This is a genomic window from Thermococcus nautili (assembly GCF_000585495.1).
Classification (GTDB): Archaea; Methanobacteriota_B; Thermococci; order Thermococcales; family Thermococcaceae; genus Thermococcus; species Thermococcus nautili.
The window spans coordinates 1,773,098-1,798,118 of sequence record NZ_CP007264.1; the positions used below are offsets into that span (position 1 = coordinate 1,773,098).

The following is a 25,021-nucleotide window of genomic DNA, read 5'->3' on the forward strand; positions in this document are numbered from 1 at the left end:
GGACTACCATGATGGACTACCGCGATGTTTTGCGCGAGATGCTTCTCGCGTGGAGAACCTCAAACGTGGTGGAGCTGGCGGTCTCGAACGAGGGGGCATTTTCTTCGCTCATGGTTCTCCTGCGCGATGGTGACGACCGCGTCAGGAGGCGTGCGCTCATAGCGCTAAGGGAAATCCTCCGGCGCAAGCCGGAACCGAGGTACACCCTTTCCGTCCTCAGGAACCTCAGAACCGTTCTTAGTCTTTTGAAGGACACCGATGAAGTTGCCATCGAGGCGCTTCGGCTTCTCGCGGTTCTGTTCTCGCTGGTTCATCCAGAGGAAAGGGACTACGTTGAAGTCGTTGATGCCCTTGTTTCCCTAGTACGCTCCAAAAGAAACGAGGTGGTTTTACTGGAAATTCCCCCGGTTCTTGAACGGCTGAGGCCCGCGAAGGCATCTTCTCTGGCCCGCTCAAGGGCAATGGCCCTGCTCTCCTCCGGCAACCCGAGGCTCCGGGCAATGGGTCTCAGACTGCTCGCCAACATGAGCGTTGGGGACTCGCGGGTTCTCTCGCTCCTGCTGGATGAGATTGATGAGGCCCTGCTCGGGGAGGACGTCCCCCTCCAGGATTTCACCCTCAACCTCCTCTCGGAGGTTCTTGTCCCCCCGAGTGAGGAGAACGTTGGCAAGTACTGGGAGCTCCTCCGGGCCCTTGAGGTTGTTTCCCACCGCTCACCTGTTCCCGGGGTCAGGAGCAAGGCGAGGGACCTGGCGTTTCGGGTTAAGAAGCTCCTCACCCTGTATTACTCTTCAAGACCCGGCGAGGCCATGAGAACCATAGCTGAGCTCCTGGCTGAGGGTAAGGTTGATGAGGCGATGGAGCTCGCCCTTGAGGTTGGGGAGGACGTTCCAAGGGGATTTTCAAAACTACCTTCCCGCGGGGGCTCCGTTGTTCTGGGGCCTAAGTATGTAGAGCACCCGAGGGGTTCAGGGCCGGGCGGTGGTTCGTCCTCGTGGGGAACCGTGCGGAAAAAGAAGCCGGAACCGCCGGAGAAGCAAGAAACCCGCGTTCCCTTTGAGCGCGTGGCCGAGCTCGTGGATGCCCTCTCCGGGAGCATCGAGGAGAAGATGGACGCCCTGTGGGAGCTCCACAGGCTCGCGAAGGAGCTCCCTGAGAAGGGGCTCGTGGCATTAGAGCCCGCGGTTGAACCCCTGCTTGGCGTCCTCGCCTCCGAAAACAGGTGGGCAAGGGACAGGTCCGCGAGAATCCTTGCGAGGCTGGCGCTGAGGGCTCCCTACGGTGCCAAAATAGTGAGTTCCATCATTGGACTGCTCGAGAGGCGGAAGGCGGTTCCGGGAGCGCTAACATTCCTCAGCTACTACTTCTCCAAGCGCTGGGATGGGGAACTCGCCGGAAGAGTGCTCCCGCTCCTGAGGGCCCTGCTCAAGGAGTATCCATTCGAGGTTCTTCTAACCCTTGAGGCCATGACGAGAACGGTTCCGAGGGAAGACGCGGTTCTCTTCGCGCAGTTCGTTCCCCTCCTGAAGGAGATAAAGAGAACAGAACTCGCGCCAATTGCGCTCAGGGTTCTGGAAAACATAGCGGAAAAGGAGCGCTCACTTGTCCTCTAACTTCACCCTGAGTTCGTTGGCAAACCAGTTGACCCTCTGCGGGAACGGTATCTCTATTCCCTCCCTGTCAAGGGCCTCCTTGATTCTTCTCACGACCTCTGTCCTGACGTCGAACCACCTCTCGCTCGGCGCCCACGCCCAGACCCTCAAAACCACCGAGCTGTCGCCGAGGCTCTCGACGTAAACCTTTGGCTCCGGCTCAGCAAGGACGAGGGGCATCTCATCGAGGGTCTTAAGTATGACCTCTATGGCCCTTCCCGCGTCCTCGGCGTACGCTATGCCGACGCTTACATCTACTCTCCTCACGGGATACCTCTGGAGGTTGACTATATTGCTGTTGAAGAGGGCCTCGTTTGGAATCCTGACGAGTGTTCCGTCCCACGTTCTTATTCTCGTCGAGAGAATTCTTATGTCCTCGACAACACCCTGGACGTCGCCGACCTGAACTGCATCCCCTATCTGGAGGGGCTTGTCAAAGTACATGAATATTCCCGAGACGAAGTTCGCGACCACGGTTCTCGATGAGAAACCGAGGACTATGCCCGTTATTCCAGCCGCCGCGAGCAGCGCCCCGAGCTCCCCCATGACGCCTGCGAAGCTAAGGGAGAGGAAGAACGCAACAGTAATGAAGAGGTAGTAGAAGAGCTTGGCCTTTATTATATCCTCTGGGCCCCTCTTCGTCTGGAGCAGGTAGTCCTTGGACTTCTTGGCTATCAGGTAGGAGATGTAGAAGAAACCAACGGCAAAGGTCAGGTTTCCTATCGTTGTGGGGCCGAGGGTGTATTTCATAACTCCAAGGGCGTAGAGGGCTCCGATTATTCCCCCAAGAACGAAGAGCCTGAAGATGAGCTCGGCGGTGTCCTCGTTGAGTATCCAAGTCAAGTCTGTCTCCTTGGAAGCGCGGATTATGGCCTTCTTCGTGACTTCCCCCAGGAACGTAAGAACCACGAGGGTTACAACTGCCTTGAGCAGGCTCTCGAGTGTGATTCCCGGGACGAACGGAATCGGCAGAGTCGCCGTTGTGTTCATGGCCACCACCTCATCCTGAAGTTAGGTAGGGGCTCGGCCCGGTGGGTGGCCTTTAGCCTTCCGTCCGGTGGATTCCCCGTGTTGTTGACCTCGTAGGGTTCCTTCGTCGTGAGTATGATGAGGGGGTAGTATGCTTTCTCGTCCGAGTAGAACATGACGCTGTTCCTTATCGGGATTACAACCCTCTCGACAAGCTTCCACTCCTTCGTGGGGTTTCTAACGGCGAGCTTGATTACACCGAGGGAATCAGGTTCCTTCTCGTGGAAACAGCTGACGTGGTACCTCGCGATTATTCCAATGGAATGCTCGCCGTAGAGCGCGTACTTCTCCCTTCCGACGATGAAGCGGTCTATGGGTGCGTTTCCGGCTTTTACAACAACGTCCACGGGAGCGCTCAGGTAGCCGTGAACGGTTTCCCCAGGGGGCACCGCTAGTCTCTCCCTCAACTTCACCATGAGGAACTTGACACCGTAACCCTCGGCTGGGGCGGGGAGAACCGAGAGGTACTTTCCACCGAGGATTTTAACCCTGAGGTCGTCCCGCCGGTACGTGAACGTCCCGTCCGGGTTCTCAACGACGTGAATCTTCCGCTCGCCGACGTGGATGAACTGCGTTCTGAGCTCGTGCTCGCCGAAGGTTTTCATGCTGAAAAATAGGGGGCCCAAAAATTTAAAGTTTCCTAAGAGGCCTTCGCGAGGTCGAGCTCCTCAACCTTGAAGTAGCCGTAGATTGTTAGGGGGTTCCCGTTTTCGTCTATGGAGGTGAAGTGGCCGTCAACTTCCAGAGGAATGAATATCTTCGGTGCGACCCTGGCTTTGCCCGTCATTGAAACCCCTTCGACCCCAGTATAGCTCCAGGTGCCCTCGACGACCCTGAACTTAATGCCGGAGAACTCAACGGTTCCGTCCGGTTTGGTGTCCCAGCTCCAAGCGTGGCCGAAGAAATCGCTCCAAGTTCCGCTCTGGGGCACGAGAAGATTTCTGCCGCTCCAGTCAGCCCATATTCCCACGTGGAGAACCGCGAACCAGCCGTAGTAGAGGTTCATCAGGTCGGTGTTCAGCTCGTCCATTATGTTCTGGTCGCCGCCCATATAGGGAATCGCGGACTTCCCAACGGCCATGGGGTTAGTGTAGAGGAGCTGTCTTCCCTGGTAGTCCATTTCAAAGCCAACAACCTGGTTCTCTCCGTAGTTGGCCGAAGCCCAGCCCATATCCCAGGGGTATATGAACGCGTCGCTTGCCCTCGTTGTGTACCACACCTTTATCGTGAGTGGCTCCTCCATCGCCGCCGCCTTTACCGGCGTTATGACGGTCTCGTACTCGTACACCTCAAAGGTTCCCACCTCGACCTTTGAGCCCGAGAAGTCCATTCCGTAAACTGTGATGTTCGCCTTCCTTTCCGTCTTCTCAATCCTGTACTCGTAGAGCGGGCTCGTCTCGTTGGGCCTGACCTTGTAGAGGACGACGTAGTGTGTTATGACGTATTTTTCCCCGTTCACGTCTATCGGTGAGTACTCCCAGGGGTTCGTCCAGTACAGTTCCTCACTGGGGGTTGGGGTGGTAGATGTGGGGGTTTCCGTCTGGCTTGGAGTGGGGGAAGAGGTTGAGTGTGTCTCAGAGGGCGTTTCCGTCGTTCCCTGCGATGAGGTGGGCGTTTGAGATGTTGAACTCTCCCATCCCTGTGAGTGTGAAGTCGTTTCGGGCGTTTCCGAAGAGGAGGTTCCGCCCGAGCCCGTGCATCCGCTCGCGAGCAGGACAACCGCCACGAGCAACAGGGCGAGTGCAAACTTTTTCATACTAAACATCTCCTAACTCTTTGATTTAGGCCCAGAAAAGCAAAGGGCATCTTTATATACTCCGCGCTCATTCTATTAAAACTTTTTTAGGGATTCAAGCAAACTTGAAGTTTTTAAAATATCGTGAAGCGGGACAGGTCCGGCACCTGCCAATCTTCCCGCAAACTCCGCGAGGTCGAAGACATGCCCAGCTTTCTCAATAACCCCAACGTCGGCAGTCGCCACTGTTTCGAACGCCTTGAGCTCGTGGTCTGGACTTTTGACGAGCCTGACCTCTCCGGGAACCCCAAACTCGTCAAGGAGTTCCTCAGTGAGCTTCCTAACGACCCCGCTCCCCGGGTTGTTCTTCCCGTAGAAGAAGACCGCCCTCCCGGGTGAAAGCTCCGCCAGGGCCGAGACAATGAGCCTCAAGTTGTTCCCGGTCTCCCCGTGCGGTCTGTACTTTCCCCTATAAGCCAAGTCCCTAATGAGGCCGTCCTCGCACAGGATAGCCCTCCCCGCGAGGAGCGATTCAAGGGTTATGAGAACGTTGAAGCCATCAACCCCGAGAACCCGGCCCCTAATCTCATCCGGCCGAAGGAGTTTTCGCTTAACTTCCTCAATCCAGGAATCCGGGAAGGCGCACCTTGCAAGAAGATGCCTCTCCTCCTTCCTCAGCCTGTAGTGGTTGGCCACGAAGTCCAACGCAACGCTCTTCCTGTAGCCCCTGTTGAGGAGGTACTTAAGGTCTCTGTACGCCTCAGCCAGCATGGTTAAAAATTGAGAAGGGTTCAGATAACCTTTTCGAGGGTCTCGCCGTCCTTGCCGGTGTGAATCCTTAGCCTGACCTTGCCCGCCAGCAGGGAGCTCTTGACCTTCTTCGTCAGAATCTCGTCCACCTGGAAGATTCCTGCCGGGTGCTTCATCCATATCTCGATGAGTATCGGCTGTCTCTCGTCGCCCTCCCTTATCTCCACGCGCTCTATTGCCAAGGCCGAGACGGCATGTATGTCAACGCGGTCCTTCTTGTGGACGAGCCTGCTCCTTCCCGCCTCCATGTCGCAGCCGTCCGCTATCGTGACGAGCGAGCCCTCTATCGTCGTGCACGGCACGTGCTCGTCGTGGGTGTATATCGCGTTGAGCGTCAGGGCCTTGAGGAGTAGCGGGTCGCGCCTTTCAAACTCCCCCACGAGCTTCTCAACTATCGGCTCGGCTAAGAAAACGCTGAACTCGTAGTGGTTTATCCTGTGTATCATGTTGCCGATGTCGTGCAGGAGCGCTCCGAAGGCGACGATGAACTTGCTCCACCAGAAAGGTTTACCGAGCTTCTCGGCCGTCGTCTGGATTCCGAACTTCCTGAGGATTCTCAGCAGTTCCAAGGCTCTCCTCGTCGTCAGGAGGACGTGGACCGGCCCGTGGTCGTTGAACTGGTAGACGTTGAGCACTATGTAGTTGGTGGTGTCGAAGTAGTAGTGGTACTCCCTGAAGGTTCTCTCGTAGGTCTCGAAAAGCCTGTCGTCGTCGAGGAGTTCTCTAATCTCCTTCAGAAGTTCCTCCTCGGTGTACATTCTCCCACCCAAGGGCCAAACGGCGGGGAGAATTTAAGGGTTTTGAACGGGATTCGGTGAAAAAGGCTGGCGTTTGCAGGGAGGTTTTGACGTATCTGCTCAAACTCAATGTTTGAGAAGTTTTTATAACCCCCCACGTTGAAACCTCACTGGGGTGTGTAGGGTGAAGCTGAAAGTTGTGCTTGAACCCCAGCCTGAAGGTGGATACGTCGCGTACGTTCCCGCGTTGCCCGGTTGCGTGAGTCAGGGTGAGACAGTAGAGGAGGCTCTCAAAAACATTAGGGAGGCAATAGAGCTGTACCTTGAGGTAGCTGAAGAGATGAAGCTTCAAGAGACCCTGCGCGAGATAAAGCGCAAGAATAACGTCCAAATTGCGGAGGTTTCGGTGTGAAACTTCCACGTGATGTTTCGGGGCTTGAGCTTATAAAAGCCCTCCAGAAACTGGACTACAAACCCGTAAGACAAAAGGGCTCTCACGTCGTTCTCGTCAACGATTCGGGCAAGATGGTCGTTGTTCCTCTCCACAAGCGTCTTAAAACTGGCCTCTTGAAGGCCATAATGCGCGAGGTTGGTATAACAACGGCCGAGCTGTTGGAACTGCTTGATGACCCGTAATCACTCAAGCATGCCTTCGAGCTCAAGTATCTTTTTCGAGCGGAGGTAAACCACTGGGATACCCCTCTCGCGGAGGCGCTTCTTCAGGCCCTTATCGTTGGTGCAGACTATTACCCTCTCGTTCTTGACGGCGAAGTCGTAAATCTGGTCGTCTATCGGCCTCTTCCCGAACTCCCCGATTTCAACGGTCTCGAAGCGCTCAGCTAATTTCTTCGCCATCCTGACCGCGAGCAAATCTCTTCCTCGCGTCTTCCGCTCTATGACGTCGAGTTCTTCGAGAACCACGTTTGGAACGACGATTTTGAACTTCACGTCGAGGATTCTGTTGAGCTCGGAAACTATGTCGACCCCGAACTGGCCGGGAACGAGGAGGAAGTTGGTGTCTGGAAGAACGAGCCATTCTCTCCTATGGGCCATCGCGACCACCGGGAAGAAAAGGGAAGAAGGGTCACTCCTTTATGAAGCCGTAGCCGATGAGGCGCCACCTTGAGCCAACCTGCCTGCTGATGGCAACCCTGTCTCCAACTTCAGCGCAGACCGGAATCTGGAGCTTGAGCTCGACCTCGTCCTTGCCGAGCCCGGTGACGAGGCCCATCGTTCTGGCGGTGCCAACGTTGAGGAGGAGCACTTCCTTCCTCTTGATGGGCTCGACCTTGAGCTCGTCCTCGGTTCCAACGACGCGCTCGAGCAGGTGGACTTCGAGGCGGAGCTCGTCCCACACCGGGGGTAACTTCCCGGGCTTTCCGACGACGTTTCCGGCCATGAGGTCGCCCTTGGTGAGGTAGGGGTCGAGTTTGGTTCCGACGCCGACGAGTCCACCTGGGTAGGCCTCCTCGACGAACCTTCCTCCAGCCTGGAGCGAGACAATCTCGGTCGTTATCGGCTCGTACTTGATTCTGCCGTGCTCCTCGTAGGGAACGCCCGGGCGAATCTCTATCTCGTCTCCGACCCTGAGCTTGCCTTGGACTATCGAACCGCCGATGACACCACCGATGAGCTTCTCCGGCGGAGTTCCGGGCTTGTTGACGTCGAAGCTCCTAAGGACGAGCATCTTGGGCGGCTTGTTCGGGTCGCGCTCGGGAGTGGGTATGAACTTCTCTATTGCAGCGAGCAGAACGTCAACGTTCGCGCCGTGAAGTGCCGAAATCGGGATTATCGGGGCGTTCTCGGCGACGGTTCCAGCTACGAACTCCTTAATCTCCTGGTAGCGCTTCATAACGGTCTCCCTATCCACGAGCTCAATCTTGTTGAGCGCTATAACTATGTTCCTGTTGCCGACTATCTGCAAAGCCATCAGGTGCTCCCTGGTCTGGGGCATGACTCCCTCGTTCGCCGCAACGACGAGAACGGCACCGTCCATGAGCGAGGCGCCAGCGAGCATCGTCGTCATCAGCGCCTCGTGACCGGGAGCGTCTATGAAGGAAACGCGCCTCTCAAACTCGGTCTCGGCGCCACAGTACGGGCAGACCGGAGAGGTTGAATACCTGCCACACTTCGGGCACTTTCTTATCTCCGCGTCCGCGAAGCCTATCTTTATCGTGATACCCCTTCTCAGCTCCTCGCTGTGCGTGTCGGTCCATATTCCGGTTAGAGCCTTGGTGAGCGTCGTCTTTCCGTGGTCAACGTGACCTACCATACCAATGTTAACCTCGGCCTGCCTAAACTTCTTGGCCATCTCTCTCACCCCTAAGCTTAGAAAGCGGGGACGTTTATTAAGGTTACCGAGGGGAGAAGAGGAAAATCGAAGGAGTTCAAAGAACTATCTTCAGGTTGACCTGGACGATGTTCGGGCTTATGGTGTTGCCGTGGACGGTCTTCTTCCTCCTCTCACCCTTCTCCCTGGGCCTAAAGCCCGGTCCCTTTGAGAGGAGTATCTTGACCCTCCTCGGGCCGTGGACGTCGGGCCTCATGGGGAAGCCGTCCTTGTCGGTTCCGCCGGTTATCTTGAGCTTGGCATCCTCCGGAATGCTCTCGTCGCCGAATATCTCCCTGAGGTTGAGTCCGAGTTCCTTCGCTGAGATTTCCTCGCCTATGCGCTTTCCTACGAGCTTCTCTGCCTCTCCACGGGTTATCTCAACCTGCTTCGCTATACCGGTCTTCGGGTTCGATATAACGAGCTTGAAAGTGGCCATTCCTCCCACCTCCATTCATCAGCGGGATTCATTGGGCAGAGCCCTTTCCCGAGCGGTCTTGAACGGAGCGTTTAAAAACCTTACCGTGAAGCTTAAATATCATGGAGAAAACTCAAGGGCAGGTGATAGCATGGCGAAGGAAAAGACCACACTTCCGCCGACCGGAGCGGGGCTGATGAGGTTCTTCGACGAGGACACGAGGGCCATAAAGGTCAGCCCGAAGGGCGTCATAGCGATGACCCTCATACTGGTTGCGATAGAGTTTCTGCTTCACGCCTTCGGTCCGAGCATCTTTGGCTAAAGGAAGCTCGTTTTCTTCAATCCCCTCGCGTTTAATTCCTCGTCTATTATCCCCCTGACAACTTCCTCAAGCTGTCTCTGGATGAGGGCTTCAACGTCGGCCTTAATCTTGTCTATGTCGCCCCTGAGACCCTCGAGGAGCCTTATGTACTCCCTCGCCATCTCGAGCTGGCCTTCCTGCCTCACCAGCTGTTCCTTGAGGTGCTCGAAGTCGTCTTTCATGACCTGGAACTTTCTGAGCTCGCGCTGTAGCTCGTCGAGCTCTCTCTTGAGGCGGTAGTTTTCTTCCTTGAGCTGTTCTATGAGCTTCTCCTTGGCCTCAAGCTCGGCCATCAGGTTGTTGTACTCCTCCGCTATCTGGTGGAGCCTCTCGATTTCCCTCAGCGGAGGCACCTTTCCGTCGCCGAGAATTATGACGTCCGGCCCAACGTTCACGATGTCGTTGGGGGTTATCTTGAGCTTTTTCTCGCTCGTGAATATGCTCTGACCCTTTCCAAGGTTCTCGACTTCCTTCATCTTCAGGATGAAGTAGAACTGGTCGCCCTCAACCTCGACGTTTATATCGGTGACGTAGCCGAGTATCTTGCCATCTGTAAGGGAAATCACGAACTTGTTTATCAGCTGGTTGGCCCGCGCTTCCTCAGACATATTCACCACCGCTGGATTTTGTCTCCCGGCATACTTAACCTTTCCGCCAAACCTTTTAAAGGCCCGAAAGAACTTCAGCCCGGTGAGGAGAGATGATAATATTCGCCGGGCGCTCCAACGTGGGGAAGAGCACCCTCATATTCAGGCTGACCGGGAAGAAAGTTAGGCGAGGTAAGAGGCCCGGCGTGACGAGGAAGCCCGTCGAAATCGAGTGGCGGGGGAAGAAAATCGTCGATTTACCGGGTTTCGGTTTCATGAGCGGGCTTCCGAAGCACGTCCAGGAGCGGATAAAGGACGAGATAGTGCACTTCATCGAGGACAACGCCGATGAGATAGAGCTCGCCGTCCTCGTCGTTGACGGCAAGGCCGCTCCCGAGATTATAGAGCGCTGGGAGAAGAGGGGCGAAATCCCGATAGATGTGGAGTTCTACCAGTTCCTCAGGGAGCTGGAGATACCTGTTGTAGTGGCAGTCAACAAGGTTGACAAGGTCAAGAACGTCGAGCGGGTCGTCCACTTCCTCGCCGAGAAGTTCGGCGTCCCCTACTCCGAGATTCCCGAGACCTTCGTTCCAATCTCTGCCAAGTTCGGGAAGAACCTCGACGAGCTCAGAAGGTTGATGGAAAAGAAAATCCGCTCATAGAATCTCCAGAACGAGGTGGGTGTTGGTCTCCTTCACCCCGTCGAGGGAAGCTATCTCCTCAAGGATTTCGTCGAGCTTGGTCTTGTCGGCCTCGATTATTAAATCAACGTCGCCGGTGACGCGGTAGATTTTCTTTATCTTGAGCCTCCTTATCGCATCGTAGACTTGCCTCCTCTTGGTCGGCTCTATCTTGACGAAGACGAAGACGTCGCCCTTCTTCTCGCCGAGCAGTTCAAGGGCCTTGTCCGTCAAATCGATAAAGCCCCTGCCGGTCCTTATGTAGCCAAGCTCCTTGAGAACCTTGAGGTGGTTGCTCAGAGCCTGTCTCGTTATTCCGAGTTCCCTCGCAAGCTCGTCCTGGGTCTTCTCGACGGTGTGAACTTCTATGGTCTTTCCGTCCTCGTAGAGCTTCCTGAGAAGCTTAACCTGCCTCGGGGTGAGGGTGTTCCTCTCAACCATGAGCCTTCACCTTACCGTTTTTCCAATTTGAGCGCGATAAACGTCAAACCTAACTTTTCATTTTCTCACTGGGAGTGATGCATCTTATAAGTTTTTCTAAGTTTCCCGGACTCAAGGTTTTTAACTCCCGGCGGAAACCTTAAACCATGAACAAGGCCATCTACACCCGCGATGTTCCACCGGACAGGCTTGAACTCCTCGCCGAACTCTCGTCCCGCGACGCGGTTAAGGTCATGGTCATAGGGGGCCTCGACGCCGGAAAGAGCACCCTTGTAACGTTTCTGGCCAACGAGCTCCTCAGCCTTGGGAGGAGCGTCGCGGTGGTTGATTCCGATGTGGGTCAGAAGGGCATCCTGCCACCTGCCACGATAAGCCTCGCCCTTCCGGATGAGAACTTCTCCAGCCTTTCTGAGCTTGAGGGGGTTGCCCACTACTTCATAGGCACCGTATCCCCTTCCCAGTTCACAGGTGAGATGGCCGTTGGGGTGAAGAGGCTCGTTGAGCTCGCCGAGAGGAGCGCCGAAATCGTTCTGATAGACACAACCGGCTTTGTAACAGGGCCTGGCTTCGAGATGAAGCGCCTCAAGGCGGAGCTCGTGAGGCCAGACCTGATAGTCCTCCTCGAGCGGAACGGCGAGCTGGACTCCCTGGCGAGGGCTTTGAGCCCCTACGGCGAGGTCGTCAGGCTGACCGTTAGCGAGAACGCGAAAGCCGTTGCGCGGGAGGAGAGGCGGGAGATAAGGTTCGAGAAGTGGAGGACATACTTCTCCAATGCCAGGCTCGCCGAGTTCAGCCTTTCTGAGGTCACTTTAACTGGAACTTCGCTCTTCACCGGCCGTCCCCTCGATGAGAGGGAAAAGACCCTCCTCTCGCGGGCCTTCAGGTGGCTCGTTTTAGCGGGCTGGGAAAACGAGGGGCGCTACACGGTCGTCAAGGCCGACGAGGAGAGCTTCCCAAGGGGCTACCGCTCGATTCACGCCGTTGACTTCGAAAGGCTAAGCAACCTGCTCGTGGGTCTCCTCGACGGGGACGGGCTGTGTCTCGGCCTTGGAATCCTCAAGTGGGTGAACTTCAGCGCCGAAACGCTTCAACTGCTCACCCCGCTCGACGAGGTGGCACTTGGAGAGGTTAGGGAACTCCGCTTCGGCAGGATGAGGGTCCTTGAGACCGGCGAGGAACTTGGTCTCATGAGGAGAGACGAACTTTGAACCCATAAGGTTTTAAAGACTAACCATAACGGTTGGACGGTGGTAGCTTGGAGGCGAGGGCTTTCATCGAAATAACGAGGCCGCACAACTGCGTCCTGGCTGGGGTAGTCGGCCTGCTGGGTTCGATAGTGGCGGTGGGCCACTTCCCGGAGCCGGTAAAGGCGTTGCTCGTCTTCTTAGTGGTCACTCTCGGTTGCTCCGCCGGCAACACGATAAACGACTACTTTGACTACGAAATAGACAGGATAAACCGGCCCGAGAGGCCCCTGCCGAGGGGTGCGATGAGCAGAAAAACGGCCTTCTGGTACGCGATGGCGCTCTTCGCCATTGGCCTAATCCTCGCCTCCCTGATAAACGTCTACGCCTTCCTGCTTGCTGTTGTCGCCTACACCACGATGTTCCTCTACGCCTGGAAGCTCAAGCCACTCCCCTTCGTCGGCAACCTCGTCGTCGCTGGCCTTACAGGGGCCACACCGCTCTACGGCGCGATAGCGGTCGGGAAGATAGGCCTTGCCGGTTATCTGGCCCTGTGTGCGTTCCTCGTTAACGTCGCGAGGGAGGTAATAAAGGACATAGAGGATGTGGAAGGCGACCTCGCCAAGGGCGCGAGAACTCTCCCGATAGTCATCGGGAAGAAGAAATCCGCCTACGTGGGGGCGTTCTTCGCTGTTCTGACGGTTATCGCGTCCTTCCTGCCGATTAAGGCCGGCGTCGGTCTCAGCTACCTTGCAATGGTTCCCGTCGATGCCATAATCCTATACTCGGCATTCCTAATCCTCCGCTCGCAGGACAGGGAAACCGCCCACCGCTCGCAAAAACTGCTCAAAATAAGCATATTCCTTGCCGTTATGGCCTTCATGATAGCTTCGCTCGTGAGGTGATGGATATGGAGTTTAAGGACGAGATAGTTAAAGAGCTTGAAAACGATGAGCTCTGGACGGTGCTCACCTTCAAGACCCCGCACGGCCCGTCTAAAACGCTAAACGAGCTCGCTAAGGTCGTTGAAGAAGCGGGCTGGAAGGTGACCTTCAAGGCCAACTGGTGGACAGCTGATATACCCTACGGCCTCATAAGGCTCGACCTCCAGAAGGACGGGAGGGAGAAGATTCTCCTCGGGAAGTGGATACTCGGGAAGGACTGCGAGCTGATTAGGGTTGAGAGCCTTGACCTCGAGCGCGGAAAGGACGAGTTCTTCCGCATGGTGGACAGCATAACGTCGACGCTGATACACGACCCCGTGATAAGGACGATGCGCGAGCAGTACTGACGATGGGTTTTTATCCTTGCAACCCTTTATCCCCTTTGGGTGGTCCTGTGGGAATTGACCCGGATTTAGTTCTCCGTCGCCTGGAAGAGCTTGAAGATGCACTCACGGAGCTGGAGGAGATAGCCTTAATGGACTTAGAGAAGTTTTTGAGCGAAAAGTACGTCAAAGACGCCGCAAAATACCGTCTTATAACGGCCATCGAGGCCGCGATTTCGGTCTGCAATCATATCGTTGCCAAACTCGGAAAACCCGCTAATACGTATTCCGAATGCTTTCTCAGGCTTTCTGAGCTGGGTGTAATAAGTGAAGACCTGGCACACAGGCTCTCGATGATGGCAAAGTTCAGGAACATGCTCGTCCATATTTACTGGAGAATACGTGACGAGCGAGTCTATTCGATATTGAGAAACGACATTGGTGACCTCCGTCAGTTTGTGGACGAGGTGCTTGCGTATGTCGAGAGTACATCTAAACAAGGATGAGGTCATCAAAGCCCTCATCGAATTCCTTATGGAGAAGGAGGAGATAATATTCGCCTACCTTCACGGTAGTTTCCTTGAGGGTGAGTTCTATCGGGACATCGACGTTGCCGTGTACGTTGACCCGGAGAAGGTCAAGGACTTTCTCAGCTACGAGCTCAAGCTCGCGGTGGAGCTTGAGTTGCTCCTCAAATACCCGGTTGATGTCAGGGTTTTGAACGACGCACCGCCGGCTTTCAGGTACCGGGTCCTCCACGGAAAGCTACTCTTCACCAGGGACGAGGAGAAATGGCTTGAGTTCTACGACCTGACGGTTAGAGAGTACCTCGACTTCAGGCACTTTGAAAGGGAAATGAGAAGGGAGCTCCTTCACAGGGGCTCGTAGAAGCCTATCTCCGGCTCGTAGATTTCTCCATCGGCTAAGAGCTGGCTTATGGCTTCTTCAATGATTTCCTCGTCGAACTCCTTGGAGAGCTTCTTGACTATGAACTTGTGCGACAGGGCTTTGCCCTTCTCGCGGAGGAGGTTCATGACGGCTTCCTTCGCCTTCTCAAGCTCCGGGCTGACCGGTGTCTCTTCAGTCTCCTCGGTCGTTTCCTCCTCGATTAGCTCTTCCTCAAGGGCCCTCTGCTCAAGCATCATCGTGTACAGCTCGTCTATCGTCTGGAGTAGCTCCTCGTCAACGCCCTTGTTCTTGGCTATGACCTTGGCCTTTGCCGTTATGCCGTAGCGGTCGTAGATTTCGAAGGCTATCTTCGCCTTCTCGGCGTGCTCGACCTTGTCGCGGAGCGTTTCAAAGCGGTGGAGTATCCAGAAGTTCGGGCTCACCTTCGCAACTCCCTCGACGAGTATCTGCTTGTCATCGCGCCATTCAGCAACTTTTCCGATTATCTGGACTATGTCTCCTTTCTTCACGAGCCTTATGAAGCGCGTGTCGTCTCTAAAGCCGAGAACCCAGATGGTTCCGGTTCCGTCGTCAATCTGGAACTTGCCGTAGGTCTCGTCGTCGCTTATCACCGGCTCCCTGACGACCGTAGCGACGACCTTGACGCGGTAGACCTTTCTGGCGTCGCGCGTTATGAGGTAGTTCGGCTCGAAATCACCTTCGCTCCTGACGTAGTAGCCGTCGAGGATGTCTTTGATGTAGACCCTGCTCGCTGGAAGGCGCTTCTTCATAGCTCCTCACCTCCGAAGAAGCTGATGACGTTCTCAACCTTCGGGAGCACTTTCCTCTCGAGCTCCCTTATCTCCTCCAGGGCCTCCAAATCGGCGTCGCTGAAGTCCTGTATGACCTCGCCGAAGATGTGAACGCTCTCCTCGCTCCTTATGACCCTGCCGATGACCCTGACGACCTGGCCGTTCTCGGGGAGGACGTTCTCCTCGCTCTCGACGAGTATAACTCCCGTCCCGTCGTCGAGCCAGAAGGTGTAGTCGAGCTTGTCAACCTTGAAGGCCTTACCGATTAGGGAAACTCTGGTGTCGTCTTCCCTAATCTCGGCAATCTTCCTCTCGACGGCGGGCTTTCTGCGCCTAAACCTCATCTCCTCCATTTCACTCACCACCGAAGGCCCTCAAAACTTCCCTCAGCTCTCTCCTCGCGAGCTCTATCTCGCGCCTCTCATCAACGTCTTCCCATGTTCTGGCCTTGAGGAGCGTTCCGAGGAACTTATCCTCGGTGACGTTGCCCCTGACGATTATCTCCCTGCCGAGGAGCGGGTAGTAGGTCTCCTCCGCGAGCTTTCTGCCGGCTTCCCTCATCGTCAGGCCCTCTTCGATGAGCTTCTTGAGTCTCTCATCTATTTCCTCGGGGTTCTCGCCGAGCAACTCGCTGGCATCGTCGCCGAAGAGCGTGACCCTGATGTAACCTGTTGAGTCGTCCAGGCCAAAGTCGAGGACGACCATCTTCACGGGCTTGACCGGACCGTGCTCCGGGCAGACCCAGCTCTCGCTCGCTGGGTCGTAGTCAACCTTCCTCCTGCACTCCGGGCAGGAATCGTAGGTTATGACGCGGTAAAGCCTCGCTATGGTTCCCCTGAGCTCGACGAAGCGCTCGCTTCCTTCGAGGTCCTTAATCTTCATCCTCCTGTAGTTGTAAGTTCTGACCTCCTCGATGGGCGGTATCTCCTCGACGCGCGGGTCTTCGGGGTCCTTGATGATTCTCGTCCTGTAGTTGGCGTGGAGCTCAACCCCGCGGAGTCCCTCCTTGACGAGGGGGTCTATGACCTTGATGACGTCGCCGGGGCTGAGCTCGTCGTAGTACTTGCTCACGAAGTTGTCCCAGAGGACGAGCCTCGCCTGGCCGGTGGAGTCGTAAATGATGAGGTTGGCAACCCTTCCGGTCGAGCCGTCCCTCTTCTTGTACTCCCTCGGCGGGAACTTCCTGAGAACCCTCGCGACGATGTTGACGTTGCTCATTCCCGGAACGAGGTCGGCTATGTGGAGGAGCTCCTCTCCCTCCTCGAGCTTGACGCCGAGCTCTTCGGCCAGCATTACGGCCGCGGCGTGCTCGGAAATTCCATGGGTTTTAGCCAGCTCGGCAATCCTCTCCTCGATTTCCTCTTTTGAGAGGCCCCGATGCCGGATGATTCGATTGATTATCTGCTCCTTTGTAAGGCCTACCATAGCACTCACCTTGATGGTAATTGGGACTCGGGGTATTTAAACTTTTTGTTCTCCGAACTCCTTTTGGCGAGAAGGGGCATTATTTCTGCGCTATCGAAGAAAAGAGATAACTGGGAGCTCAAGAAGTTCCATCGCTTTCTGAACGGTCTCCCTCAGTTTCGGCACCCTCGTCCCCTGCCTTGCCCTCGAGCTTCGCTATGAGGTCGCTGTACTCCGCGTGGACAACCTTCTTAAAGGCCTCCTTGATTATCGCAGGGTCGTTCTCTGGGAAGCCGTAGAGCTCCGCAAACTTCTGGGTCGTTCCGAGGAGCTTCGTCCTCTCGTAGGGCTCGGCGTAGATTAGACCCATCTCGATGAGCTTCTTTATGTGCTCGTAGGCCTGGCTTCCGCGGAGCTTTATGATTTTGCTCTGCTCTATCGGCTGGAGGTAAGCTATAAGCGCGAGGGTCTTCAGCTCGCCGGTCCTCAGGTCGGGTCTCGGCATGAGGTGGATAACCCTCTGGCTGTACTCCTGCTTGACCTGCATGACGTATTTGTCGCCCAGAACTTTGACGACCTCTATGGCGCTCTTTCTCTCCGCGTACTCAGCCGCTATGAGCTCGATGAGCTTTTCGAGGTAGTCTAGGGATTTTATCCCGAGGGCCTTCGACAGTTCTTTGACGCTGAGCGGTCTTCCCGAAACGAAGAGGGCCGCCTCAACGAGGGCCTTGTCCTCCAGCAGTCCCATGGTTCACACCTGTTGGGTGGTCTCGTTGAGGTTGGTTATTAAACTTCCGTCATTCGCTCGCGAAAATCCTCCTCAGCATGGACAGTTCCTTGGGGTTCCAGGCTCCTTCCTCTATGAAAACGAGGAGGAGAGCTCTGTTCACAAGCGCCATGTCCCGGAGCGTCGCGAGGAACTTGAGAACCGGTTGGAGGCCGTTGTAGGTCACTAGGAACTCCACGCCGTCAATGACAACAACGCCCGTAACGCCCTGAGCAGAGGCCTCGCGTAGGTATCTGCTCACTATCTCGCTAATCCTGGCAAGGTTCGTGGGGTGAATCTTCATCTCACCGCTTACTGCAGTCAGCATGTAGCCGGTCCAAGCTGGATACGGTGCCGGTTCCCTCAGAAACGCAAGGACAGGGTAGTCCTTCAGTCCGTCCACGACGCTACCATAATTCTCACGTGTTAGCAGCTGGACGCCGGGCTTAACTTCAACGGTCGGTTTCCTCCCGATGAACCTCTCCGAGAGCACCATTCTTGCCATTAGATAAGCGGAGAGCAGTGTTAGGAACGCACCTACGGTAAAACCGATTGGCGCAAACCAAGAGACGTCTCTAAGGATTGGGTAGTCCATTTCATGAAGGCCAAAGAGCGCCAAGGCGATTCCAGCCCTTCTTGCCGTGGGGAAGTCGGCCTCGGCTGAGGCTATGGTAACTCCGGCGAGGAAGACGTAAAAGGCCGAAACTCCGTAGGATATCCCCACGCGGGAGTCCCAGCCGCTGCCAAGGAGAAGGCCGTAAACAGTCCCAACGATTGGAGGAAGGGCCCACATCCAGGGGCGTTTAAGTGAAACCTGGCCTTCTTCAATGAGAAAGAGAAGGGAACCGTAAAAGAGCACCGCAGAAAAAAGAGCGTAGAAAATAACCACAAACGTTTCCTGTCCAAGCGCATCCATGAGAACGACTACAGCGGACACCAGCCAAGCGATGCCTAGGTGAAGGGATGAGAACCTCTCCGAAATTCGATACGCCCTCAGCAGGAAAACTGCAACAACAATTTTGGCCGTTAAGCTGAGCATCTGGCCGAGGAGTAGCAAGCTCTCCATTCCAACCACTTACAATCCCTAGCCCAGTTGGGATTATAACCTTTTTCCTCATTGTTACACATTATTGTCCATTGATGTTATGAACACGAATGCTACATGCTTTGGTGTATGTTGTTATGCATTGAGTCCCATGTATAATGACTCCTCAAAACAGGATATGCCGAAAAATTCACCGCAAAATTTATAAACCCGCCACGACAGGTATGAATCGGCACGGCGGCCATAGCGGCGGGGTTACACCCGGTCTCGTTTCGACCCCGGAAGTTAAGCCCGCCTGCGTTCCCGGGTGTACTGCCCTCCGAGAGGGGGCGGGAAACCGGGAACGCCGCCGGCCACTATCAAGCGCCCGGGTGGTGTAGCCCGGCCCATCATACGGGACTGTCACTCCCGTGACCCGGGTTCAAATCCCGGCCCGGGCGCCAAAGAACCTTTTCCCGGAAACGTTTCACCCAAGTGAGCATGCTTTTTTGAAGGACAGTTTTTGAGTGGATTCCTCTGTGAGTTGCTCTTTGGTGGGGGATTCCTCTAAGAACCCCCTCCAAAAGGGTTCGAGTCTTTCACGCCCCTCCAGAGCGTGGGAAAATGGGAAAAAGCTCAGTCCACGAAGGCCAAGCCGTTCCACAGCTCCCTTATCTCGCGCGTCGCGTCGGGGTAGAGCCTCTTGAAGGTTATCCTCCAGTAGCCGTTCCCCAAGTCCTCTATGTCCTCGATGTGGATTTTGAGGCCGAGCCTCTCGAAGTGGTTCACCATTCTGTGGGCGGTGCTCACGTTCTTCACCCTCACCCTGAAGGTCTCCTCAACGTCGTGGCCCTGCGATACTTCTTCGATGCTCTCAACGAGGGGCTTTAGGAGGGCCTCTCCGAGTGCCTTCGCGTAGTTCTCGAAGTCCTCGCCCCTAATCCTCCGCTCGGCTATGTGGAAGGCGAGCCGGCTTATCCTCCCCATGAAGTAGCCGCCGGGCAAGTCGAAGAAAATCCTGGAGCCTATCCTTATGTCGTTGATGTTCGCGTAGGGCGTCACGTACTTCGCTATTCTCTTCATGTCCGGCGTCTTCATGACGACGCCTTCTCGCTTCTCCTCGCTGAGCTTATCAACAAGCTCCCTCAGCTCGTCAATCCTTGACCTATCGTAGAGGCCGAAGACTTCAACCTGCGGAATCCCGTACTCCTCGGCGAGTTTATACCTCTCCTCAGCCGGAATGCTCCTGCCGGTTCCCTTCTCCTGAATGTCGAACAGGAAGAACTGGATATCCTCCTTAACGTAGGGTGGCCCCTCGACGAGATAGGGGCTCTCCGGCCCGGCCATCTCGCCGACGAGGACGAGGTTGGGGTAATCCCTGAAGAACTCCTCGTTGATGAAGTCAAGAATCCTCTCGGTCGTGAAGGGGCAGACGAAACCGCCCCTGGTGAGCGCTAAAATCCTGCCCTTAACTTTGACGACGCGGACGTTGTAGCCGTCAACCTTCTCCTCGACGTAGAAGGGTTTGCCCTTGAATATCCTCTTTACACCGTTCTTGAGCTGGACGATTCGCTTTATGTGCGGAAATCCTAAAACGACCGTCCCGTCCTCAAAAACGGCCGTTCCTCTCCTGAAGCCCCTCGCCGAATCGCGGAAGCGGACGTAGCGAATTCCCTCGAAGGTATCTTCCTCTATCCCTCCTTTCCCCTCGAGTACCTCAAGTCTCCCCTCCGGCAGGCCGAGCTTCAGGAGAAGGTTTCGAAACCCCGAGCTGACCATCCTCTCACCGTAGTACATTGGGCGCTGGGGTTAAATAACGTTGTCATCCCGCCGTGACGTTCAGCTCGACCCATGCACGCCAGCCCTGGTCAGAGACCGCGACGACGTAAAGGTGGAACGTCCCGCTCTTCCGCGGGGTGATGCTCACGCTGATGTTCTCCTCTCCGTTCGGCTGAAGGTAGAACTCCTTGGGCAGGATGCTGACGGCTATCCCTTCCGGCGCGGTGAGATGAGGCTCAAGGGCTATCCACTGAGGAGTGTCCCTGGCAGGTCCCCCGTAGACTATCAGCGAGACCCGGCCGTAGTAGGGGTATTCCTCCCCGTTGATTCTGTAGTGCCCGCCCGCGAGTTCGCCTTTGACCGTGAGCGACTGGCCGACCTTGAGGTGAACGCTGGTGGCGTTCAGGTGAATAAGTTTGGCGTTGAAGTTCCCGAAGCCCGGTGGAACTGGCTGAGTCCGGGGCTGGGAGTTGTACGTCATGGCGTAGCCGAGAACCGACAGCGCCAGCAGTCCTACCACAACGAGGAGCGCCTCAATTCGCTCCATAGCAATCACTGATGGTACATAGAACGAAGTGCGTAAAAACGTGTTGGAATGAAAGAAAAGGGTCAGCGCTTCATAGTGGAGAGAACCTTGGTGGTGACGTCGTTGCCGTCCTTGTCGTAAATCCTGTAGTAGGCGCTGTAGGGGAGCTTCATCTTGGCCCTCTTCATGGCCTCGAGGGCGAACTTGAGGTGGTTCTCGTTGACCCAGACGGTGAGTATCTTCTGGTCCTTCCTGACGCGGGCCGCTAATCCAATCGGCTTTCCGAAGGGCCTGCGCATACCGTTTCCGTAACGGTCGGCCTTCCTTCCGGTAGCCATCGGGTTCTCGCGGAGCACCTGGAACGGGTAAACACGAATCTTGAAGTGGTAGTTGCTCCTACCGACGTTCTTCTGGAGGTACCTGTTGACCTGAATACGAATGGCCTCAAGGGCGTTCTGCCTTATCTGCATCGCCTGCTCGGCGTGGAGGCTGACCTCGTACTGGAACTCGGCCGAGAGGTTGCCCATGTCGAATATCGTTATCTTCGGTCCGGGAGCACCGCGTATGTATTCCCTCCTCGTGTAAGCGGGCTTGTCAACGTCCCTATCAATCTTCGCTGGTCTAAGTCCCATAATCTCACCTCCAAATGAGCGTAACCGGTCTGAACTTAAGCCGTTTGAGCCCCTTATAAAAGTTTTGGACTTTCACCCATCTTTCACCCTCGTTCCCTCGATTATCAGCCCCAGCGAAAACGGCAGGAAAGTCAGGAGCGCAAGGTTCAGGGTCAGTCCAAAGTGGACCTCCCCGAGCGAATAGGCCAGGCCAAAGAGCATTCCGCCGATGAAGGTCGAGAGGTTCTGAACCGCGTTCACACCGCCTATCGCGAGCGAGGAGCGGTGGTAGCTCGCTAAAACCTTCCGCGAAATCGGTCTGAAGCTCTGGAAGGCGAAGAGCGCGAGGAATATCCCGAGGAAAACTGTCGGCGCGGTCTTTATCGAAGCTAAAATCGGCGATATTCCCGCGAGCAACGCTGTGAGCTTCACCATCCTTGCCTCGCTCCTCACGTCTGCGAGCCACGAGACGAAGTAGCTGAGCAACGCCGAGAGGAACCCGGTCCAGCCGAGCAGAACGGCGGTTCTCTCCTTGCTCAGTCCCAAAGCCTCCGAGACGTAAACGTAGGTTATCTCGCCCGAGGTGAAGGCCACTATAACCGCCATCAGCGAGGCAATCGTTAGAACCCTCTTCGGGTTCAGGCTCGGGCTCTCGCCGTCCGGCGTTTTCTTCTTCCTCGGCGTTATCAGGTCGAAGAGGAGGTAGTAGCTGAGGAGCATTATAAGGCCGGTCAGGACGAAGAACGCTGAGGAAATCCACATCTGGCCGGCCAAACCGAGCCCAACCGTGTAGGCATAGACGTAGTTGCCGAGGAGAGACGCTATGCTTCCGAAGAAGAAGTAGATGGCAGTAACGCGCGCCCTTATCTCCTTTGGAGTCGTTACAGCTAAAACGAACTGGGCCATCGGCCAGCTTATCCCGTTGAGGAAGCCGTTGAGGAGCTTTATTCCAACGACCTGAAGCCAGCTCGACGTGAGCGGGTAGAGCTGAACAGCTACCGCGTTCCCCATCATCGCTATCGCTCCGAGGTAGACGAGTTTCTTGCCCCTCTCAAGGACGAGACCGCCGAGAACGGACGAGAAGGCCCTCGCGAGGACGAATGACATCGAGACGAGAGAAACAGCGAACATGCTCGCCCTGAGTATGTCGCGCGTGTAGAACGCTATCGCAGGAGTGGCCAAGCGGAAGGCTATCGTTCCGGTGAAGGCCGAGATGATGAGGAGCAGAATCCCGGCGAGTCTTCTGCGCTCCATCAGACCACCTTCTGAGCGTTATGCACTTGACTTAAAAGGGTTTGGCCCCTGAAAGTTTTTCGAAAACCGAACCGATGGATGCGTCTAGTTTCAGGTTTTCCATCTACCTGTCGAGCGAAGACTTTTTACAGGGATGGGTTAACACGCTTCGAGGTGATTGGAATGGAGCTCCGCTTCGACATGCAGTATGAGGACGCTTACAGGGAAGTTTACGAGATGGTGAAGCCGAAGTACAAGCTCTTTACGGCCGGACCGGTTGCGTGCTTCCCAGAGGTTCTCGCGATAATGAGCGTGCAGATGTTCAGCCACCGCTCGGCCGAGGCGAAGGCCGTTCACGTTGACACCCTCGAGAGGCTCAAGAAGTTCCTTGAGGCCGACAAGGGCGAGATAATTCTCTTCCCGAGCTCGGGAACCGGCTTCATGGAGTCCGCCGTCAGAAACACCGTCCCGCGCGGTGGAAAGGTTCTCGTCACAATCATCGGCGCCTTTGGAAAGCGCTTCGCAGACGTCGTCGAGGCCAACGGAAGGAAGGCCGTAATCCTTGAGAAGGAGCCAGGACAGGCTATAAAACCCGAGGAACTGGACGACGCCCTCAGGAAGAACCCCGACGTCCACGCGGTCACGATAACCTACAACGAGACCTCGACCGGTGTCCTCAACCCGCTCCCCGAGTTGGCTAAGGTCGTTCACGAGCACGACAAGCTTCTCTTCGTTGACGCCGTCTCGGCAATGGGCGGAGCTGACATAAAGTTCGACGAGTGGGGCATCGACCTCGTCTTCGCGAGCAGTCAGAAAGCCTTCGGCGTTCCGCCGGGGCTCGCGGTTGCGGCCGTGAGCGAGCGCGTTTTCGAGATAGCCGAGAAGATGCCCGAGCGTGGTTGGTACTTCGACCTACCGCTCTACAAGAAGTTCAACGAGAAGAAGAAGGGAACGCCCTCAACGCCACCGCTCCCGCAGATATTCGGCCTCAACGTCGTTCTCAGGATAATCGAGAAGATGGGCGGAAAGAAAGAGTGGCTCGACATGTACAGGAAGAGGAGCGAGATGATACGCGAAGGCGTCAAGGAGATGGGTCTCGGAATCCTAGCCGAGCCCGGCTACGAGAGCCCGACCATCACTGCCGTCGTCGTTCCCGAGGGAATGAAGGGAGTTGACGTTTACAACGCCATGCGCGAGAGGGGCTTTGAGCTGGCCAAGGGCTACGGAAGCGTGGCGGAGAAGACCTTCAGGATTGGAAATATGGGCTACATGACCTTCGACGACATTCGCGAGATGCTCGACAACCTCAGGGAGGTCATAGAAAAGCTTAAGGCCTGATTCTCCCTTCTTTTTAACCATGCGGAGGAGAACTGTTCTACTGGTTCTGTGGCTCGTCGGAAACGTCCTCGTCTTCTGGGCAGTTGCCTTAACAGCGAGCGGTTACTCCCTGGAGGGCTATCTCCCCTGGGAGAGCTCCAAGGTCTTCGCCTACTCCCCGGTTCTCCACTCCAAGCCCGGCGACGAGCCGACCGAAATCCTCTACATGGTCGGGCGGAACGGCGAGCTGTACTACTACATCGTCTGGCGCGACGAGTACTTCAGCAACGCCCTCCTCGACAGGCTCTACCGCGTCATGAGGGGCCTAATCTACGGCACCACTGAGGACATAGAGGTCTTCGAGATAGACCCTGAAAACGGCTCCTTCTACTTCCAGACCTACGACCACTCGCCCGTTCACGGGGAAATATTTCCGGACGGCTCGTGCCTGTGGCTCGAACGCGGGCTGAGCGTTCCCAACTGCACCGTCAACGGGACTCACGTGAAGCTCTACGTGGTCACGTGGAACCACATGCTCTCACTCCTCCCAGAGAACGACACGGTTCGGGTCTCGCCCGAGATGAGACACATGACCCCCGAGGACTACGTGGCCCTCGGTATGGTGAAGCGGACGAAGTACAGCATCGCGGGCATAACCTTCGGCTCGCTAACGGCTTCCCTTGTCGTTACGGTTCTCCTGAACCTCATACTCTTCGCCCTCTGGAAGAGAAAGCTTCTCCTGAGGGGAGGAAGAAGAAACGTGAGAAACCGCTGGTGACTAAACTATCGGTTCGAGCTCCCCGTTCTTAATTCTGTAAATCCTGTTTATCTTCTTCATCCCGGTTCTCCAGTCCCTGCTCAGCTCGACGAGAATGTCAAAGCGGTCGAAGGTCTTCTCGCCTATTCCGAGCCAGTGCATGACTTCGGCCTTCAGGTCGTCGCTCATCGCCAGCGAGGTGACGATGAAGGCGTAGTCGTCGATTAACCTGTCCAGAATCCTCGGGACGCTGACGGTGTGGAGGGTGTCTATCACGACGTAGTCTGGATTGAGCCTTCTGAGTTTCTCGATGACCTCGTCGGTCCTCTCCTCCGTCGAGCGCTGGTCGAAGGCGGTATCAATGACCTCGATGTTCGGTTTGAAGGGCTTGAACTCGCCGTATGCAGTTACGACCGCTATCTTCCAGTCGTCGGGGACGTAGTGGAGTAGCGCTTCCACGAGCTTCGTCTTTCCGCTCCTGCTCGTTCCGACGATTAGTATGTCCTTCTTTCCAAGGACCTCTTCCTTCAGGAGCTCCATCTGCTCCGGCCGTGCCGAGCCGTAGCGTATCAAATCCTCGGGCTTGAAGATGTAGACGCCCATTCGGTTCACCGTAAGTATTTCTCGCCGGGGGTTATAACGGTATCCTTTGCTGGGTCTCAACATGGCGAGGG

At 55.8% G+C, this 25,021-nt stretch carries 32 protein-coding genes, 1 tRNA gene and 1 rRNA gene; 14 read left to right on the forward strand and 20 right to left on the reverse strand.

Annotated features, from left to right (window positions below; translation table 11 throughout):
• Window positions 1-11 precede the first annotated feature (11 nt).
• The gene (locus tag BD01_RS09750; protein WP_042692516.1) at window positions 12-1,613 is read left to right on the forward strand and encodes a hypothetical protein; all 1,602 of its coding nucleotides are present in this window, start codon (window positions 12-14) and stop codon (window positions 1,611-1,613) included.
• On the opposite strand, the gene BD01_RS09755 is transcribed toward BD01_RS09750, so the two are convergent.
• The 5 genes from BD01_RS09755 to BD01_RS09775 form a co-directional block, all read right to left on the reverse strand.
• Window positions 1,599-2,642 (reverse strand): mechanosensitive ion channel family protein, encoded by a 1,044-nt coding sequence (locus BD01_RS09755; RefSeq protein WP_042692520.1) that lies wholly within the window; start codon window positions 2,640-2,642, stop codon window positions 1,599-1,601. The genes BD01_RS09750 and BD01_RS09755 overlap by 15 nt on opposite strands.
• Entirely contained in the window at window positions 2,639-3,286 is a 648-nt protein-coding gene (locus BD01_RS09760) for a DUF432 domain-containing protein (RefSeq protein ID WP_042692523.1), read from the reverse strand. The genes BD01_RS09755 and BD01_RS09760 overlap by 4 nt, the downstream gene beginning before the upstream one ends.
• Before the next feature lie 35 nt (window positions 3,287-3,321).
• Complete coding sequence (locus tag BD01_RS09765; RefSeq protein WP_156927406.1) at window positions 3,322-4,437, reverse strand: hypothetical protein; 1,116 nt, start codon at window positions 4,435-4,437, stop codon at window positions 3,322-3,324.
• 75 nt (window positions 4,438-4,512) lie between these two features.
• Entirely contained in the window at window positions 4,513-5,187 is a 675-nt protein-coding gene (locus BD01_RS09770; protein WP_042692528.1) for a DUF434 domain-containing protein, read from the reverse strand.
• A 20-nt stretch (window positions 5,188-5,207) separates the two neighbouring features.
• Complete coding sequence (locus BD01_RS09775) at window positions 5,208-5,984, reverse strand: HD domain-containing protein (protein ID WP_042692531.1); 777 nt, start codon at window positions 5,982-5,984, stop codon at window positions 5,208-5,210.
• Between the two features lie 163 nt (window positions 5,985-6,147).
• Here BD01_RS09775 and BD01_RS09780 point away from each other — a divergent pair, with 163 nt between their 5' ends.
• Together BD01_RS09780 and BD01_RS09785 are read left to right on the forward strand one after the other, a co-directional pair.
• Window positions 6,148-6,375 (forward strand): type II toxin-antitoxin system HicB family antitoxin, encoded by a 228-nt coding sequence (locus BD01_RS09780; protein ID WP_042692534.1) that lies wholly within the window; start codon window positions 6,148-6,150, stop codon window positions 6,373-6,375.
• The gene (locus BD01_RS09785; RefSeq protein WP_042692538.1) at window positions 6,372-6,599 is read left to right on the forward strand and encodes a type II toxin-antitoxin system HicA family toxin; all 228 of its coding nucleotides are present in this window, start codon (window positions 6,372-6,374) and stop codon (window positions 6,597-6,599) included. The genes BD01_RS09780 and BD01_RS09785 overlap by 4 nt, the downstream gene beginning before the upstream one ends.
• Here the strand turns inward: BD01_RS09785 and BD01_RS09790 are convergent, their stop codons facing one another.
• From BD01_RS09790 to BD01_RS09800, 3 genes are all read right to left on the reverse strand, one after another.
• The gene (locus BD01_RS09790; RefSeq protein WP_042692540.1) at window positions 6,600-7,016 is read right to left on the reverse strand and encodes a PIN domain-containing protein; all 417 of its coding nucleotides are present in this window, start codon (window positions 7,014-7,016) and stop codon (window positions 6,600-6,602) included.
• A gap of 31 nt (window positions 7,017-7,047) precedes the next feature.
• The gene (gene eif2g, locus BD01_RS09795) at window positions 7,048-8,274 is read right to left on the reverse strand and encodes a translation initiation factor IF-2 subunit gamma (protein WP_042692542.1); all 1,227 of its coding nucleotides are present in this window, start codon (window positions 8,272-8,274) and stop codon (window positions 7,048-7,050) included.
• A gap of 76 nt (window positions 8,275-8,350) precedes the next feature.
• The gene (locus BD01_RS09800; RefSeq protein WP_042692544.1) at window positions 8,351-8,731 is read right to left on the reverse strand and encodes a 30S ribosomal protein S6e; all 381 of its coding nucleotides are present in this window, start codon (window positions 8,729-8,731) and stop codon (window positions 8,351-8,353) included.
• A gap of 130 nt (window positions 8,732-8,861) precedes the next feature.
• On the opposite strand from BD01_RS09800, the gene BD01_RS09805 reads away from it, so the two are divergent.
• The gene (locus BD01_RS09805; protein WP_042692547.1) at window positions 8,862-9,032 is read left to right on the forward strand and encodes a preprotein translocase subunit Sec61beta; all 171 of its coding nucleotides are present in this window, start codon (window positions 8,862-8,864) and stop codon (window positions 9,030-9,032) included.
• Here BD01_RS09805 and BD01_RS09810 read toward each other — a convergent pair.
• Window positions 9,029-9,679, reverse strand: coding sequence for a hypothetical protein (locus BD01_RS09810; RefSeq protein ID WP_042692550.1), 651 nt, complete (start codon window positions 9,677-9,679; stop codon window positions 9,029-9,031). The two genes, BD01_RS09805 and BD01_RS09810, sit on opposite strands and share 4 nt — an antisense overlap.
• 92 nt (window positions 9,680-9,771) lie before the next feature.
• Between BD01_RS09810 and engB the strand changes: the two genes are divergently transcribed.
• Window positions 9,772-10,320 (forward strand): GTP-binding protein EngB, encoded by a 549-nt coding sequence (gene engB / locus BD01_RS09815; RefSeq protein WP_042692552.1) that lies wholly within the window; start codon window positions 9,772-9,774, stop codon window positions 10,318-10,320.
• Here engB and BD01_RS09820 read toward each other — a convergent pair.
• Window positions 10,315-10,779: an Lrp/AsnC family transcriptional regulator gene (locus tag BD01_RS09820; RefSeq protein WP_042692557.1), complete on the reverse strand. Its 465-nt coding sequence runs from the start codon at window positions 10,777-10,779 to the stop codon at window positions 10,315-10,317. The genes engB and BD01_RS09820 overlap by 6 nt on opposite strands.
• A 146-nt stretch (window positions 10,780-10,925) precedes the next feature.
• Here BD01_RS09820 and BD01_RS09825 point away from each other — a divergent pair, with 146 nt between their 5' ends.
• From BD01_RS09825 to mntA, 5 genes are read left to right on the forward strand one after another with little or no spacing between them, the layout of a single operon-like run.
• Window positions 10,926-11,987, forward strand: coding sequence for a Clp1/GlmU family protein (locus BD01_RS09825; RefSeq protein ID WP_042692559.1), 1,062 nt, complete (start codon window positions 10,926-10,928; stop codon window positions 11,985-11,987).
• A gap of 47 nt (window positions 11,988-12,034) precedes the next feature.
• Entirely contained in the window at window positions 12,035-12,868 is an 834-nt protein-coding gene (locus BD01_RS09830) for a geranylgeranylglycerol-phosphate geranylgeranyltransferase (RefSeq protein ID WP_042692562.1), read from the forward strand.
• Between the two features lie 5 nt (window positions 12,869-12,873).
• Window positions 12,874-13,254: a hypothetical protein gene (locus BD01_RS09835; protein WP_042692565.1), complete on the forward strand. Its 381-nt coding sequence runs from the start codon at window positions 12,874-12,876 to the stop codon at window positions 13,252-13,254.
• Window positions 13,255-13,301: 47 nt separating this feature from the next.
• A complete protein-coding gene (gene hepT / locus BD01_RS09840) occupies window positions 13,302-13,736 on the forward strand; it encodes a type VII toxin-antitoxin system HepT family RNase toxin (protein WP_042692567.1) in 435 nt (144 codons plus the stop codon).
• The gene (gene mntA, locus BD01_RS09845) at window positions 13,708-14,118 is read left to right on the forward strand and encodes a type VII toxin-antitoxin system MntA family adenylyltransferase antitoxin (protein ID WP_042692570.1); all 411 of its coding nucleotides are present in this window, start codon (window positions 13,708-13,710) and stop codon (window positions 14,116-14,118) included. Before hepT ends, mntA begins: the two co-directional genes overlap by 29 nt.
• Here mntA and BD01_RS09850 read toward each other — a convergent pair.
• The 5 genes from BD01_RS09850 to BD01_RS09870 form a co-directional block, all read right to left on the reverse strand.
• Window positions 14,103-14,909 (reverse strand): OB-fold nucleic acid binding domain-containing protein, encoded by an 807-nt coding sequence (locus BD01_RS09850; RefSeq protein WP_042692573.1) that lies wholly within the window; start codon window positions 14,907-14,909, stop codon window positions 14,103-14,105. The two genes, mntA and BD01_RS09850, sit on opposite strands and share 16 nt — an antisense overlap.
• Window positions 14,906-15,283 (reverse strand): replication protein RepA, encoded by a 378-nt coding sequence (locus BD01_RS09855; RefSeq protein WP_042692575.1) that lies wholly within the window; start codon window positions 15,281-15,283, stop codon window positions 14,906-14,908. The genes BD01_RS09850 and BD01_RS09855 overlap by 4 nt, the downstream gene beginning before the upstream one ends.
• A gap of 1 nt (window position 15,284) precedes the next feature.
• The gene (locus BD01_RS09860; protein ID WP_042692578.1) at window positions 15,285-16,355 is read right to left on the reverse strand and encodes an OB-fold nucleic acid binding domain-containing protein; all 1,071 of its coding nucleotides are present in this window, start codon (window positions 16,353-16,355) and stop codon (window positions 15,285-15,287) included.
• Between the two features lie 118 nt (window positions 16,356-16,473).
• Window positions 16,474-17,082 (reverse strand): SMC-Scp complex subunit ScpB, encoded by a 609-nt coding sequence (gene scpB / locus BD01_RS09865; RefSeq protein WP_042692581.1) that lies wholly within the window; start codon window positions 17,080-17,082, stop codon window positions 16,474-16,476.
• Window positions 17,083-17,131: 49 nt separating this feature from the next.
• A complete protein-coding gene (locus BD01_RS09870) occupies window positions 17,132-18,166 on the reverse strand; it encodes a DUF835 domain-containing protein (RefSeq protein ID WP_042692583.1) in 1,035 nt (344 codons plus the stop codon).
• A gap of 212 nt (window positions 18,167-18,378) precedes the next feature.
• Here BD01_RS09870 and rrf point away from each other — a divergent pair.
• Together rrf and BD01_RS09880 are read left to right on the forward strand one after the other, a co-directional pair.
• A 5S ribosomal RNA gene (gene rrf / locus BD01_RS09875) occupies window positions 18,379-18,500 on the forward strand.
• Between the two features lie 10 nt (window positions 18,501-18,510).
• Window positions 18,511-18,588, forward strand: a tRNA-Asp gene (locus BD01_RS09880).
• Between the two features lie 172 nt (window positions 18,589-18,760).
• Here the strand turns inward: BD01_RS09880 and BD01_RS09885 are convergent.
• From BD01_RS09885 to BD01_RS09900, 4 genes are all read right to left on the reverse strand, one after another.
• Complete coding sequence (locus BD01_RS09885; RefSeq protein WP_042692586.1) at window positions 18,761-19,903, reverse strand: RNA ligase; 1,143 nt, start codon at window positions 19,901-19,903, stop codon at window positions 18,761-18,763.
• Between the two features lie 43 nt (window positions 19,904-19,946).
• The gene (locus tag BD01_RS09890) at window positions 19,947-20,450 is read right to left on the reverse strand and encodes a hypothetical protein (protein WP_042692588.1); all 504 of its coding nucleotides are present in this window, start codon (window positions 20,448-20,450) and stop codon (window positions 19,947-19,949) included.
• A 62-nt stretch (window positions 20,451-20,512) separates the two neighbouring features.
• Window positions 20,513-21,061: a 50S ribosomal protein L16 gene (locus BD01_RS09895; RefSeq protein ID WP_042692592.1), complete on the reverse strand. Its 549-nt coding sequence runs from the start codon at window positions 21,059-21,061 to the stop codon at window positions 20,513-20,515.
• Between the two features lie 72 nt (window positions 21,062-21,133).
• Window positions 21,134-22,294 carry an MFS transporter gene (locus BD01_RS09900; RefSeq protein ID WP_042692594.1) on the reverse strand — a complete coding sequence of 387 codons (1,161 nt, stop codon included), beginning with the start codon at window positions 22,292-22,294 and terminating at the stop codon, window positions 21,134-21,136.
• A 162-nt stretch (window positions 22,295-22,456) separates the two neighbouring features.
• On the opposite strand from BD01_RS09900, the gene BD01_RS09905 reads away from it, so the two are divergent.
• Together BD01_RS09905 and BD01_RS09910 are read left to right on the forward strand one after the other, a co-directional pair.
• The gene (locus BD01_RS09905) at window positions 22,457-23,611 is read left to right on the forward strand and encodes a pyridoxal-phosphate-dependent aminotransferase family protein (protein WP_042692597.1); all 1,155 of its coding nucleotides are present in this window, start codon (window positions 22,457-22,459) and stop codon (window positions 23,609-23,611) included.
• Between the two features lie 19 nt (window positions 23,612-23,630).
• Complete coding sequence (locus BD01_RS09910; protein WP_042692600.1) at window positions 23,631-24,368, forward strand: hypothetical protein; 738 nt, start codon at window positions 23,631-23,633, stop codon at window positions 24,366-24,368.
• On the opposite strand, the gene BD01_RS09915 is transcribed toward BD01_RS09910, so the two are convergent.
• Window positions 24,369-24,950, reverse strand: a complete 582-nt coding sequence (locus BD01_RS09915; RefSeq protein ID WP_042692603.1) for a P-loop NTPase family protein — start codon at window positions 24,948-24,950, stop codon at window positions 24,369-24,371. It abuts the gene before it with no gap.
• Window positions 24,951-25,021 lie beyond the last annotated feature (71 nt).

Bases quoted from the DNA above. Each gene is read 5' to 3' on its own strand.
- BD01_RS09750 (WP_042692516.1), top strand. From the start codon at position 12: ATGGACTACCGCGATGTTTTGCGCGAGATGCTTCTCGCGTGGAGAACC.
- BD01_RS09755 (WP_042692520.1), bottom strand. From the start codon at position 2,642: ATGAACACAACGGCGACTCTGCCGATTCCGTTCGTCCCGGGAATCACA.
- BD01_RS09760 (WP_042692523.1), bottom strand. From the start codon at position 3,286: ATGAAAACCTTCGGCGAGCACGAGCTCAGAACGCAGTTCATCCACGTC.
- BD01_RS09765 (WP_156927406.1), bottom strand. From the start codon at position 4,437: ATGAAAAAGTTTGCACTCGCCCTGTTGCTCGTGGCGGTTGTCCTGCTC.
- BD01_RS09770 (WP_042692528.1), bottom strand. From the start codon at position 5,187: ATGCTGGCTGAGGCGTACAGAGACCTTAAGTACCTCCTCAACAGGGGC.
- BD01_RS09775 (WP_042692531.1), bottom strand. From the start codon at position 5,984: ATGTACACCGAGGAGGAACTTCTGAAGGAGATTAGAGAACTCCTCGAC.
- BD01_RS09790 (WP_042692540.1), bottom strand. From the start codon at position 7,016: ATGGCCCATAGGAGAGAATGGCTCGTTCTTCCAGACACCAACTTCCTC.
- eif2g (WP_042692542.1), bottom strand. From the start codon at position 8,274: ATGGCCAAGAAGTTTAGGCAGGCCGAGGTTAACATTGGTATGGTAGGT.
- BD01_RS09800 (WP_042692544.1), bottom strand. From the start codon at position 8,731: ATGGCCACTTTCAAGCTCGTTATATCGAACCCGAAGACCGGTATAGCG.
- BD01_RS09805 (WP_042692547.1), top strand. From the start codon at position 8,862: ATGGCGAAGGAAAAGACCACACTTCCGCCGACCGGAGCGGGGCTGATG.
- BD01_RS09810 (WP_042692550.1), bottom strand. From the start codon at position 9,679: ATGTCTGAGGAAGCGCGGGCCAACCAGCTGATAAACAAGTTCGTGATT.
- engB (WP_042692552.1), top strand. From the start codon at position 9,772: ATGATAATATTCGCCGGGCGCTCCAACGTGGGGAAGAGCACCCTCATA.
- BD01_RS09820 (WP_042692557.1), bottom strand. From the start codon at position 10,779: ATGGTTGAGAGGAACACCCTCACCCCGAGGCAGGTTAAGCTTCTCAGG.
- BD01_RS09825 (WP_042692559.1), top strand. From the start codon at position 10,926: ATGAACAAGGCCATCTACACCCGCGATGTTCCACCGGACAGGCTTGAA.
- BD01_RS09835 (WP_042692565.1), top strand. From the start codon at position 12,874: ATGGAGTTTAAGGACGAGATAGTTAAAGAGCTTGAAAACGATGAGCTC.
- mntA (WP_042692570.1), top strand. From the start codon at position 13,708: ATGTCGAGAGTACATCTAAACAAGGATGAGGTCATCAAAGCCCTCATC.
- BD01_RS09850 (WP_042692573.1), bottom strand. From the start codon at position 14,909: ATGAAGAAGCGCCTTCCAGCGAGCAGGGTCTACATCAAAGACATCCTC.
- BD01_RS09855 (WP_042692575.1), bottom strand. From the start codon at position 15,283: ATGGAGGAGATGAGGTTTAGGCGCAGAAAGCCCGCCGTCGAGAGGAAG.
- BD01_RS09860 (WP_042692578.1), bottom strand. From the start codon at position 16,355: ATGGTAGGCCTTACAAAGGAGCAGATAATCAATCGAATCATCCGGCAT.
- scpB (WP_042692581.1), bottom strand. From the start codon at position 17,082: ATGGGACTGCTGGAGGACAAGGCCCTCGTTGAGGCGGCCCTCTTCGTT.
- BD01_RS09870 (WP_042692583.1), bottom strand. From the start codon at position 18,166: ATGGAGAGCTTGCTACTCCTCGGCCAGATGCTCAGCTTAACGGCCAAA.
- BD01_RS09885 (WP_042692586.1), bottom strand. From the start codon at position 19,903: ATGGTCAGCTCGGGGTTTCGAAACCTTCTCCTGAAGCTCGGCCTGCCG.
- BD01_RS09890 (WP_042692588.1), bottom strand. From the start codon at position 20,450: ATGGAGCGAATTGAGGCGCTCCTCGTTGTGGTAGGACTGCTGGCGCTG.
- BD01_RS09895 (WP_042692592.1), bottom strand. From the start codon at position 21,061: ATGGGACTTAGACCAGCGAAGATTGATAGGGACGTTGACAAGCCCGCT.
- BD01_RS09900 (WP_042692594.1), bottom strand. From the start codon at position 22,294: ATGGAGCGCAGAAGACTCGCCGGGATTCTGCTCCTCATCATCTCGGCC.
- BD01_RS09905 (WP_042692597.1), top strand. From the start codon at position 22,457: ATGGAGCTCCGCTTCGACATGCAGTATGAGGACGCTTACAGGGAAGTT.
- BD01_RS09910 (WP_042692600.1), top strand. From the start codon at position 23,631: ATGCGGAGGAGAACTGTTCTACTGGTTCTGTGGCTCGTCGGAAACGTC.
- BD01_RS09915 (WP_042692603.1), bottom strand. From the start codon at position 24,950: ATGGGCGTCTACATCTTCAAGCCCGAGGATTTGATACGCTACGGCTCG.